13 protein-coding genes and 1 pseudogene are annotated in these 11,078 nt (G+C 67.8%); 3 read left to right on the forward strand and 11 right to left on the reverse strand.

The window, feature by feature from the left end; all coding sequences use genetic code 11:
- Together NBV68_RS13095 and NBV68_RS13100 are read left to right on the forward strand one after the other, a co-directional pair.
- Positions 1-314, forward strand: a pseudogene (locus tag NBV68_RS13095) (hypothetical protein); the annotation flags it as partial.
- Complete coding sequence (locus NBV68_RS13100; protein WP_296310480.1) at positions 311-1,045, forward strand: hypothetical protein; 735 nt, start codon at positions 311-313, stop codon at positions 1,043-1,045. The pseudogene NBV68_RS13095 and the gene NBV68_RS13100, both read left to right, overlap by 4 nt.
- 4 nt (positions 1,046-1,049) lie before the next feature.
- Here the strand turns inward: NBV68_RS13100 and mmsB are convergent, their stop codons facing one another.
- The 5 genes from mmsB to NBV68_RS13125 form a co-directional block, all read right to left on the reverse strand.
- A complete protein-coding gene (gene mmsB, locus NBV68_RS13105; RefSeq protein WP_296310482.1) occupies positions 1,050-1,916 on the reverse strand; it encodes a 3-hydroxyisobutyrate dehydrogenase in 867 nt (288 codons plus the stop codon).
- 129 nt (positions 1,917-2,045) lie between these two features.
- Positions 2,046-2,840, reverse strand: a complete 795-nt coding sequence (locus NBV68_RS13110; RefSeq protein ID WP_296310484.1) for an enoyl-CoA hydratase-related protein — start codon at positions 2,838-2,840, stop codon at positions 2,046-2,048.
- 114 nt (positions 2,841-2,954) lie between these two features.
- The gene (locus NBV68_RS13115) at positions 2,955-4,013 is read right to left on the reverse strand and encodes an enoyl-CoA hydratase/isomerase family protein (RefSeq protein ID WP_296310486.1); all 1,059 of its coding nucleotides are present in this window, start codon (positions 4,011-4,013) and stop codon (positions 2,955-2,957) included.
- Positions 4,010-4,405, reverse strand: coding sequence for a VOC family protein (locus NBV68_RS13120; protein ID WP_296310488.1), 396 nt, complete (start codon positions 4,403-4,405; stop codon positions 4,010-4,012). The genes NBV68_RS13115 and NBV68_RS13120 overlap by 4 nt, the downstream gene beginning before the upstream one ends.
- Complete coding sequence (locus NBV68_RS13125; protein WP_296310490.1) at positions 4,405-5,550, reverse strand: acyl-CoA dehydrogenase family protein; 1,146 nt, start codon at positions 5,548-5,550, stop codon at positions 4,405-4,407. The genes NBV68_RS13120 and NBV68_RS13125 overlap by 1 nt, the downstream gene beginning before the upstream one ends.
- Before the next feature lie 138 nt (positions 5,551-5,688).
- On the opposite strand from NBV68_RS13125, the gene NBV68_RS13130 reads away from it, so the two are divergent.
- Positions 5,689-6,057, forward strand: coding sequence for a hypothetical protein (locus NBV68_RS13130; protein WP_296310493.1), 369 nt, complete (start codon positions 5,689-5,691; stop codon positions 6,055-6,057).
- Here the strand turns inward: NBV68_RS13130 and NBV68_RS13135 are convergent.
- The 6 genes from NBV68_RS13135 to NBV68_RS13160 form a co-directional block, all read right to left on the reverse strand.
- The gene (locus NBV68_RS13135) at positions 6,047-6,568 is read right to left on the reverse strand and encodes a DUF1254 domain-containing protein (RefSeq protein ID WP_296310495.1); all 522 of its coding nucleotides are present in this window, start codon (positions 6,566-6,568) and stop codon (positions 6,047-6,049) included. The genes NBV68_RS13130 and NBV68_RS13135 overlap by 11 nt on opposite strands.
- The gene (locus NBV68_RS13140) at positions 6,565-7,167 is read right to left on the reverse strand and encodes a DUF1214 domain-containing protein (RefSeq protein WP_296310497.1); all 603 of its coding nucleotides are present in this window, start codon (positions 7,165-7,167) and stop codon (positions 6,565-6,567) included. The genes NBV68_RS13135 and NBV68_RS13140 overlap by 4 nt, the downstream gene beginning before the upstream one ends.
- Positions 7,167-7,556, reverse strand: a complete 390-nt coding sequence (locus NBV68_RS13145; RefSeq protein WP_296310499.1) for a RidA family protein — start codon at positions 7,554-7,556, stop codon at positions 7,167-7,169. Before NBV68_RS13145 ends, NBV68_RS13140 begins: the two co-directional genes overlap by 1 nt.
- Positions 7,553-7,870, reverse strand: a complete 318-nt coding sequence (locus NBV68_RS13150; protein WP_296310501.1) for an I78 family peptidase inhibitor — start codon at positions 7,868-7,870, stop codon at positions 7,553-7,555. The genes NBV68_RS13145 and NBV68_RS13150 overlap by 4 nt, the downstream gene beginning before the upstream one ends.
- An 80-nt stretch (positions 7,871-7,950) precedes the next feature.
- Positions 7,951-10,338: an EAL domain-containing protein gene (locus NBV68_RS13155; RefSeq protein ID WP_296310503.1), complete on the reverse strand. Its 2,388-nt coding sequence runs from the start codon at positions 10,336-10,338 to the stop codon at positions 7,951-7,953.
- Between the two features lie 20 nt (positions 10,339-10,358).
- A partial coding sequence (locus NBV68_RS13160; RefSeq protein WP_296310505.1) for a hypothetical protein occupies positions 10,359-11,078 on the reverse strand: 720 nt, incomplete at its 5' end.

The following is an 11,078-nucleotide window of genomic DNA, read 5'->3' on the forward strand; positions in this document are numbered from 1 at the left end:
AATCGCTGGAGAACCTCACGCTCCGGCGACCGGGACGGGTTCACAATGATTACATAGAGCTCGCCATCGAAGCCGGGGCGCCTGGCTTGGCGCTTCTGGCGGCATGGGTGGTGCTGCTCGCCTGGTTGACGTGGCGCGCGAGGGGCAGCGCGATGCGCTGGGTCGGATGGGCGGGCAGCGCCTTCATTCTGGCAATCGCACTGCAGTCGATCACCGATTACCCGCTGCGCATCCAGACAATCCTCGCTTTCGCGGGCTTCGCGCTGCTGCTGCTGAGCCGAACCGCGATGCACGATGCGAGGGGAAAACAATGATTGGGCGGATCGTCTGGTTCGTCAGCCTTGCTGGCTTGGCGCTGCTGACCGCCGGCTTGCAGCTCGACCTCTTGGCGGCCCGCGCCCCGGGCCTTGCGCTCTTGCTGCCCGAACCCTTGCGCAACGCGTCCCAGACAGCGATCACCAGCGCCGCGCTGGCCGGCAATGATAGCGGACGCGCCCTTGCCGAAGCACAGCGGCTGGTGCAGCGCCGTCCGGTTCCCGCGCGCAGTCTCGTGCTTCTGACGGTCGCGCAAGCCAGGGCCGGCAAGGCCGAACAGGCAGCAAAGACCATTCAAGTTGCCGCACGCCGCGGCTGGCGCGAGCCACTTGCGCAGGAAGCAATGCTCCGCTTAGCGCTGGCCGCAGGAGACAAGCCCGAAGCCGCGCGCCGCTATGCCGCACTGTTCCTGCGCACCCGTACCCCTGATGCGCTGCTGCGCGAGCTTGGCCCGATGGTGCTGGACGGCCCCGACAAGGCGGCCCGCGACACCATGGTGGAGATCGTGGTCGGGGGCGAGCGCTGGCACACCACCTTCCTGCGACGGGGCGTGCGGTTGATGCCGCCCGCCGCTTTCGCCGCGATTGCGGAGGGCAGCATCGCCCGCGGGGTGCAGTTCGATTGCCGTGTGCTGAAGATCAGCGTCGATTCGCTCACCGGCCGCGATGACGAGGCGGCGGCCACCTTGCGCGCGGCCGGCATGAAGCGCTGCCCGAAGCTCGGCGGTTAAGCGCTCAAAGCGTGCGGATGACCCCCGAGAAGTCGGTCGCGGCGTTCTCGGCGGCGAAGGCCTCGTAGATCTCGCGGGCGTGCCCGCCGAGGTCGACCTTGGCCCCCGCGCCTGCCGCCGCTTCCATCGCCAGCTTGAGGTCCTTGAGCATCAGCTCGGCGGCGAACCCGCCCTGGTAGCCGTTGTCGGCAGGCGTCACCGGGCCAACCCCCGGCACGGGGCAATAAGAGGTCATCGACCAGCACTGGCCCGACGACACGCTCGAGATGTCATAGAAGGTCTGCGCGTCGAGCCCCAGCTTGTCCGCCATCGCGAAGGCCTCGCAAGTGCCGATCATGTGGATCGCGAGCAGCATGTTGTTGCAGATCTTGGCCGCCTGTCCGTTGCCCGCCGCGCCGGCATGGATCACCGCCTTGCCCATCGCGGCGAGGATCGGCTGAGCGCGGGCAAAGGCCTCGTCGCTGCCGCCGACCATGAAGGTCAGCGTCCCCCCAGCGGCGGCCGCGATCCCGCCGGAGACCGGGGCGTCGACCATCTGGTAGCCGTGGGCCTCGGTCACCGAGATAACCTCGCGCGCGGTGGCGACGTCGATGGTCGAGCAATCGAGCAGGATCGCGCCTTCGGGGGCATGGCCGATGACGTCGTCCCAATAGACCGCTTTGACGATCGCCCCGTTGGGCAGCATCGAGACGACTGCCTCGGCGCCCTGGCAGGCTTCCTTGGCGGTAGCGAAGGTAGTGCACCCCGCCTCACGCGCTGCGGCAAGGGCGGCTTCGCTGAGGTCGAAGGCGCGAACTTCGTGGCCAACCATCACGAGGTTGGCAGCCATCCCGCCGCCCATGTTGCCGAGGCCGATAAAGGCGATTTTCACGAGATGCCTCTCCCTTCGTCATTGCGAGCGACCGAAGGTCTCGCGGCAATCCATGGCGCGCCGCAGCCGTTCAGTCCGTCCGTGGATTGCTTCGTCACCACGTTCCTCGCAATGACGAGTTTTGGCAGTCTACCGCCCCTTCCACTGCCCCTCGCGCTTCTCGATGAACGCGGCCATCCCTTCCGCCTTGTCCTCGGAGGCGGTGAGGATCTGGAAGATCCGGCGCTCGACGATCAGGCCCTGGTCGAGGGTCATTTCAAACGCCGAATTGACCATCTCCTTGTTGGCGATGGTCGCCATCGGCGGCATCGCGGCAATGGTCGCGGCGGTCTTGAGGGTTTCGGCGATCAGATCATCATGCGGCACCACGCGGGCCACCAGATTGCTGCGCTCGGCCTCGTCCGCCGCCATCATCCGGCCGGTGAGGCACATTTCCATCGACTTGGACTTGCCGATCGCGCGCGTCAGCCGCTGCGAGCCGCCCATGCCGGGGGCAACGCCTAGCTTGATTTCGGGCTGGCCGAACTTGGCCTTGTCGGACGCGATGATGAAGTCCGCCATCATGGCCAGCTCGCACCCGCCGCCCAGTGCGAAGCCGTTGACGGCCGCGATCCACGGCTTGCGGGTTTTCTTGACGATCTCGCTGGTCCAGGGGCTGAAAAAATCGTCGAGGTAGAAATCGGCCGCCGCCTTCTCGCTCATTTCCTTGATGTCGGCTCCGGCCGCGAAGGCCTTGTCGCCGCTGCCGGTAAGGATCGCGCAGAGCTGGCTCGAATCGGCGTGATAGGCGGCAAAAGCGTCGATCAACTCGGCCAATACCTGCGAATTCAATGCGTTCAGCGCCTGCGGACGGTTGATTGTCAGCAGCGTGACGCCCTTGGTCTCGCGGGCGTCGGTTTCGACGGTGATGGTTTCGTAGGTCATTCTTCTTCCCCGTTCGTCATCGCGAGGAACCGCAGGTGACGCGGCGATCCATGGCGATGGTCCATGGATTGCCTCGCTTCGCGCGCAATGGCGAAGCGGGCAACCCGCAATTTGCTAGGTTAGCGGCACCCATTCCTCGCCATCGGGCAGGGGGGCGAAGATCGCGTCCAGCAGGTCTTCACCGACCTCTTCGGGCGTGGCCGGGTTCCACTTGGGATCATTGGTCTTGTCGACGATCACCGCGCGCACCCCTTCTGCAAAATCGGGGCGGGTCAGTACGCGGCTGGCGATGCGGTATTCCATGCGCATGTTGTCGGCGAAATCGGTCAGCTTCGCGCTCAGAGCCAGCTGGCGCAGTGCGACCTTGCAGGTCTGCGGGCTCTTGGTGCCGAGCGTGTCGCGTTCCTTCATCGCCCAGTCGTCCCCGGCATCGGCTGCCGCCTCGAGGCCGGCGAGGATGTCCTCGTAGCGGTCGGAGGCGAAATGCTTGGCGATCTTGTCGGCATTGGCCTCGATCCGCGCCTTGGACGGCGTGCCGACCGGTTCGCTGAGCACGCCGGCGATGCGGTCGGGGTGATCGTGGATGCGCGCTTTCAATCCCTCGAGCATCTCGTGCGGTACGTAGTGCGTCGCAAGCCCCGTCCACAGGCACTCCGCTCCGTCGAGCCGGGCGCCGGTCAGCGCCAGAAACTGCCCGAGCCGCTGGCCGAGGCGCGACAGATACCAGCCGCCGCCGACATCGGGGAACAGGCCGATCCCGGTCTCGGGCATGGCGAAACGGGTATTCTCGGTCGCTACCCGGTACTTGGCCGGCTGCGAGATGCCCACGCCGCCGCCCATCGTGATGCCGTCCATGAAGGCGACGATCGGCTTGGCATAGGCGTGCATCTGGTGGTTGAGCTGGTATTCGTCGTGGAAGAACTTGCGGCCGGACACGCCCCCGTCATTGAGCGCCGAATCCCGCAGGAAGGCAATGTCCCCGCCCGCACAGAAGCCGCGGCCTTCGTCATGGTCGAGGATCACCGCCTTGATGGCATCGTCCGCCGCCCATTCGGTGAGCGCGGCGCTCATCGCATGGCACATCGGCAGCGTCAGGGCATGGAGCGCCTTTGGCCGGTTGAGGCTGATATGGCCGATCGGGCCATTCGCTCGAATCAGAACGTCGTCAGTCATTGCCCCAGTTCTTTCGGTTCGATCAGGTCCCAGCGATTGCCGAAAGGGTCGCTGAACACCGCCACCGTGCCATAGCTTTCGTGGCGCGGTTGTTCTTCAAATTTCGCACCCGCCTCGACGAGCCGTGCATGGGCTCCTGCGAAATCGTCGGTATGGGCGAAAAAGCCCACACGGCCGCCGGTCTGGTTGCCGACGGCGGCGGCCTGGGCGTCGTTGGCAGCCTTGGCGAGGAGCAGCCGTCCGCCCTCCTTCCCGCCGACCACCACCCAGCGCTTGCCGCCGCCCATGTCGGTGTTCTCGATCAGATCGAATCCGAGCGCATCGACACAGAAAGCGATCCCCGCGTCGTAATCGGGCACCACCAATGTCGTCAGGGCAAGCCTTGTGGCCATCACTGCCGCAGCAGATCCCGGCCGACCACCATGCGCATCACCTGGTTGGTGCCTTCGAGAATCGAGTGCACGCGCAGGTCGCGCCAGAAGCGTTCAATGGGGTAGTCCTGCAGGTAGCCATAGCCGCCGAACAATTGCAGCGCACGGTCGACGATTGCCGAGCCGTTGTCGGTGGCGAGCCGCTTGGCCATGGCGGAAAAGCGCGTCTTGTCGGGCGCGTTGTCGGTGACCTTGGCAGCCGCGAGATAGAGCAGCGCGCGCGCCGCTTCCAGATCGGTCGCCATGTCGGCGAGCATGAACTGGGTGTTCTGGAAATCGGCCACCGCCTGGCCGAACTGCTTGCGCTCCTTGGTGTATCGGACCGCCTCGTCGAGGCACCGTTGCGCGCCGCCCAGCGAGCACGCGCCGATGTTCAGCCGCCCGCCATCGAGCCCCATCATCGCGATCCGGAACCCCTCGCCCTCACCGCCCAGCAGGTTCTCGGCCGGCACGCGCACGTCCTCGAGAATCAGCTGCGCGGTCGGCTGCGAGTGCCAGCCCAATTTCTTCTCCTGCGCGCCGAAGCTGACGCCGGGCATGCCCTTTTCAAGCACCACGCAGGAAATGCCTTTGGGGCCATCCTCGCCGGTGCGGACCATCACGACATAGATCTCGTTCGCGCCCGCGCCGGAGATGAACTGCTTGGTGCCGTTGAGGACGTAAGTGTCGCCGTCACGCCGCGCGGTGGTCTTCAAGGCGGCCGCGTCCGAGCCCGAGCCCGGCTCGGTCAGGCAGTAGCTGGCGATAGTGTCCATGGTGACGAGGCTGGGCAGATACTTCGCCTTGACCGCCTCCCCGCCGAAGCGGTCGATCATCCAGGCGGCCATGTTGTGGATCGAGATGAAAGCGCTGGTCGAGGGGCAGCCATAGGCCATCGCCTCCATGATCAGCGCCGCTTCGAGCCGCCCGAGGCCGATCCCGCCCGATTGTTCGGAGACATAGATCGCCCCGAAGCCCAACTCCGCGCTCTTGCGGATGGTATCGCGCGGGAAGATGTGCTTTTCGTCCCATTCTGCCGCGAAGGGCGTGATCGCGTCGGCGGTAAATCGCTGGGCAACCTCGCGGATTGCAAGCTGGTCGTCGGTGAGTTGGAATTGTCCGTGCATGGCGAGTGCTCTAGCGGCGTTGCGCGCAGGGGAAAAGAGCGGGCGGTGCCGGGGGCGAGCAGAATTTTGCTAGGTCGGTTTGATGCGAATCACATCCCTCGCACGCGGGCGCCCGTAAAAAGGCGAATGATAGGACAGATGCGCACACTCATTTTCGTCTATAATGCGCAAGGCGGCCTGCTGAATGCGGCCCGCGATGCGGTGCACAAGCTGGTGAGCCCGGCGACCTACCCCTGCTCGCTGTGCGTCCTGACCTATGGCGCGGTGTCCAAGCGGCCCGCGTGGCGCGCGTTCCTCGCGAGGGTCGGGCTGCCGGCGCTGTTCCTCTACCGCGACGAGTTCCGAGCGGAGCTCGATACCCGCGATCTGCCGCTGCCCGCGATCCTGATCGGCGGTGCGGGGCCCGTGCCCGAGGTGCTGGTGAGCGCCTCCGAGCTTGACGGGCTGGCCGATCTCGATGCGCTGATCGCACTGGTCGAGGCGCGGGTGGCGCGGGTCAGCCGCTGACCGGTTCGAGGCTGCAGGCGTCGGCCTTGCCCGCTTCGGCGGCGGCGGCGTAGCGCTCTGCCGTGGGGGCGAGGCGGCGGATCAGGATCACCCCCCGCTCTGATGGGCTGACGATCGCGCCTGCTTGCGGAGCACTCCCCGGCGGGAGCAGGCCGACGGCGATTGCCCGCCCCGTGCCGCGCAGCGTCGCGAAATTGTCGGTGCGCGCGTCGAAGAAGGCGAGCGACTGGTAATCGGGCCATGCGCCCATCCTTACCGTCAGCCGCGCGGCGGGATCGCCGAGGTCATAGCGGCACAGCGCGTAATAGAGATCGGGCGAGGAGCGCACCACGCTCTGCGTCTGCGGCGTCACGCGTTGCGGCGAGGTGAAGGCATGGAGCGCCACACCCCTGGTGGCGAGCGCCGCCATCGCGCGGTCCATGATCACCGCAGGGGTGAAGTGAAGCGTGAGAGCATGCGCGCCCACCGCGCACAGCAGCAGCACGGCAAGCGGTCCGGCCCAGCGCTTCATCGTCCGCCCTCCCCGCACGAAAGGCGCTTGATGACCGGCGGGGAGAGCGCAGCGTTCGGATCGGCAAGCAGCGCGGCATCGGGCATGTAGAGCCTCAGCGTCAGATCGAAGGTCCCCGACCCCCGGCTCGAGATCCACAGGCTGCCGTCCGCGGGGCGCTCGGGCGCGACAATCGCCGACCATGCCCCGCCCCCGGCCCGCCAGGCATCGATACTCAGCGCGCCGTCGGTGTTGGCCGGGAGCATGCTGGCCGCGTCATAGAGCGTCACCGACCACCACCCGGCAGGCATCTGACCGCCCGAGAGGCGATAGCTGCACCCCTCGCGCAAGGGCGCGCCGCTCTCGTCGGTCGCGCGGGTGAAGTACACCGCCTCGGTCTTGGCGAGCGCGAGCAACCCGTGACGCGCCACCCGGGCGCGGGTGTAGGGATCGGCCGCCTCGGAGCCCGTGGCAAAATCGCTCCGCCAGCCCCCGACATCGATATCGCCGAACGCCATGTTGCTGCGTGCAGGCCACAGTCCCGCCAGCCACAGCGCGCTGCCGAGCCCGAGCAATGACCCGGCAACGACCCCGACAAGATAGCGCAACGCCCCCCGCATCACTGCCTGACGACCGCCTCGGCTTCGATCTCGACGCGCCACTCCGGGCGGCACAGCCAGGCCACCCCGGCCATTGTCGCGGCGGGCCTGGCTTCGGCAAAGAAGCGCGCATGGACCGCGCCGACCGCGTCCTGATCGGCGGGGTCGGTGAGCAGCATCCGCGTGCGCACCACGTCGGCCGCCGAGCCGCCCAGTTCCTCGATCGCGGCGAGAATGATCGTGCAGCAGCGCGCCGCCTGCTCTGCCGCGCCGCCGGGCGTGGTCGACCCGTCGGGCTCGACCGGGCCAGTGCCGGCGACGATGATGCGGTTGTCCTCCCGCACCGCGCGGGCGAAGCCGAAAGTCGCCTCGAAGGGCGAGCCCGAGGTGGTCCGCTGACGAGCCCTCATCCGCAGGTGATGTCCGTGATCTTCATCGCCTCGTCATAGCGCACGTTCACGCGGTCCTCACGGTAGTCCATCGTCCAGGCGCTGTTCGGCGGCCCCCAGCGCAAGGTGCGCGCGCCGCTGTCCTTGAGGATCGCAGTGCCCATCGCCTGAGTCGCGTCGTGGCCGATGTGATACTGCGCAGGCTCAGCCTTGCAGGTCATGGCCGCCGCTGCCGCCGGAGAAGCAGGCGCGCTGCCGGTGGCGGCGCAGCCCGCCAGCGCCGCCGCCGCAAGGCTTGCGATCATCATGTGCTTCACCCCATCCTCCTCCGCCATGCCGCGCCGCTTGCCGGGCGCCTTGCGATGGGCAGCCTAACAGGCCGATGCGGGGATGAGAAGCCAGGCCTTCACGCGTCTCACGCGACCCGCAGGCGCACCGGCTGGCGTTGAGGAGTCGTCGCCCGGGACGAAGCCTCGGCAGCGGCATCGGCCGCCGCCGCCAGCGCCGCCAGATCCGCCGCCGCCAGCGGGCGCCCGACGAAATAGCCCTGGGCATAGTCGCAGCCGATCTCCCCGAGGAATTCGAGGCACGCGCTCTCCTCGATCCCCTCGGCCACGACCTTGAAGCCGAGTTCGTGGGCCAGCTGCACGGTCGATCGCACCAGCATCGCATCACCCTTGTCGACATGGGCCTGCGCCACGAACATGCGGTCGATCTTCAGCTCCGACAGGGGCAGCAGCTTGAGGTAGTTGAGCGCCGACTGGCCGGTGCCGTAATCATCCAGCGAAATGCGGATGCCCGCCGCGCGCAAGCGTCCGAGCGCGGCGACGGCAAGGCCCGTATCCTCGAACTGCGCGCTCTCGGTGACCTCGAAGGTGACTTGGCCCAAAGCCAGCCCGCCCTTCGCGACCAGCGCCAGCGCGCGGGTCTCGAAGCTCTCCGAAGTGAGCAGCGCGGCCGAGATATTGACCGCCACGCCGATGTGCAGCCCGCGCGCGCGCCAGCCTTGCGCATCGGTCAGCGCCTGCGCGATCACCGCCAGCGTCAGATCGTCGAGCCGCCCGCGCTCCTCGAACAGCGGGATGAAGCAATCGGGCGGCAGCAGGCCGCGTTCCGGGTGGTTCCAGCGCACCAGCGCCTCGACTGCGTCGATCCGCCGCGTCGCGAGGTTGAGCTTGGGCTGATAGAGCACCGCGATGCCGCCGTTCCTCAGCGCGTCGTCAAGATCGCCGAGGAGCGAAAGCTCGCGGCTGATCGTCTCGCCAGCCTCGATGGTGTGGAGGCGCCAGAACTTGCCCGCGCGCTTGGCCTGGCTCGCGGCATGGGCGGCAAGCGCAGCGGGATCGGCCATGTCGGCATCGGCTACCCCGAAGGTCAGCGACACGCCCAGCCGTCGCCCGCCAAGCTCGAAGGGGCTACGCATCAGCGCGCGCAGGCCGCCCAGCTGGGATTCGAGTTCGTCGATCGACAGAGGCGAGAGCCACACCAGCGTGCGATCCTCGCTGCGGTAGATCGCCGCCACGCCGCTGGCCACCTTGAGGCGCTCGGCGATGCGCCGCAGCAGCACGCCGAGGCTGTCGCCCTCGAGCGCGAGCTTGAGCGCGTCGAAATCGTCGATCTGCGCGGCGATCACGAAGCGGTCGGCCGGGTGGGGGGCACGCGCCGCGAGCGCGCGGCGGTTGGGCAGGCCGCTATCGGGATCGATCCGCCGCCGCAGTTCGGCGAAGCGATGGGCAAGCACGAGGTAACGGATCGCGCCGGCCGCCAGCAGCTGGAGGAGCGCGGGGACGATCTCGAACCACAGCGACAGGCCGAGCCGCGCGCCCAGCCAGCCTGCGACCAGCACCAGCGCGGCAAGGGCGGTGCGCACTGCCACCGCGCGGCGGCGTGCCGAAGCAAGAATGAACAGCGCGGGCAAGCAGGCGAGTAGCAGCAGCAGCGACCATGATCCGTAGACCGGCACCCCGCTCCGCAGCGTCTCGGCCCCCAAGGCCTGAATGATCACGCCCGGGATCACCCCGTACTGCGGCACCGCATAGCGATCGCCGAGTTCGATGGCGGTCGCGCCGATGATCACGTCCTTGCCTTCAAGGCTGCCACGCGGGAACACGCCGCGCTCGATGGCGATGAAGCTATGGCGGGGGATGCTTGCCGGGTCGATCGCGAAATCGACCGGGAAGTCCGCCCCCACAATCCCGCTGCGCCCGGCGACAGTCGCCGCGAGCGAGGGGCGCGCGGTGGCGCTCGTCACCGTGCCGAAGGGCAGGCGCCGCACATAGCCGTCGGGATCGGGCGCAACCGAGACCGAGGCGAGCTGGGCATGTTCACGCAGGACAGGAATGGGGAGCGAATCGAGCTGGCGGCGGTCGCCGAAACCGGCGGCCTGCGCGAAGGTCGGCAGCGCGACAGGCGCCCGCACCGCAGCGATGGCGGCACCGAAGGCGGCATCGCCCGCCGGATCGGCGCTGCTCGAGAAGTCGATATCGAAGCTGATCGAGCGCACGCCTGCGGCATCGAGATTGCGCACCACGCGCGCAAAATGGTCGCGCGGCCAGGGGTAGCGGCGGATCGCGGCCATGCTGGCGGCGTCCATCTCGACCACGTGGATCTGCCCGCTCGCCGCATGGCCGAACAGCGCGAAGGTGAGTTCGCCGAGGCGGTTTTCGGTGCTCCGGAAGGCGCCGGTGAGCGCCGCGGCCGAGACCGGCAGCGCGAGCGCGGCGATCATCAGCGCGGCGGTGCGCCAGCTATCGAATCGCAGCGCATGGCGGCAGCGGTCGAGGATACGACGCAAGAAGTTCATGCCAAGGGGCGCCGATCCGCTCAGGGGCGCACCGGGAGGGTGCCGGAGTTGACATCGAGGCCGATCTCCAGACGCCCGCTCGGGCCACCGTTGCCGTTGCCGTTGCCGCCGTCGTTGCCGTTGCCCTCGTCAGCGTCATTGCCCTCGTCGCTACCGTTGCCGTTGCCTCTGCCGTCGTCGCCTTCGTTGTCGCGATCACCTTCGTCATCGGAACCGTTGCCGTTGCCCTTGTCGTCGTCGCCCTCGTCAGCGCCATCGTCGTCGGAACCGTTGCCGTTGTCGTTCCCGCCGCCGTTGCCGTTGTCGTTCCCGCCACCGTTGCCGTTGTCGTTCCCGCCGCCGTTGCCTTTGTCATCGTCGTCGGAACCGTTGCCGTTGCCGTTGCCCTTGTCGTCGTCGCCCTCGTCAGCGCCATCGTCGTCATCGGAACCATTCCCGTTCCCGCCGCCGTTGCCGTTATCGTTCCCGCCACCATTGCCGTTGTCGTTCCCGCCACCGTTGTCGGTGTCGTTCCCGCCGCCGTTGTCGTTGTCGTTCCCGCCGCCGTTGCCGTTGTCGTTCCCGCCGCCGTTGCCTTTGTCATCGTCGTCGGAACCGTTGCCGTTGCCGTTGCCGTTGTCGTTGTCGTCGGAACCGTTGCCGTTGCCGTTGCCCTTGTCGTCGTCGCCCTCGTCAGCGCCATCGTCGTCATCGGAACCATTCCCGTTCCCGCCGCCGTTGCCGTTATCGTTCCCGCCACC

Source organism: Erythrobacter sp. (genome assembly GCF_023653175.1).
GTDB lineage: Bacteria > Pseudomonadota > Alphaproteobacteria > Sphingomonadales > Sphingomonadaceae > Erythrobacter.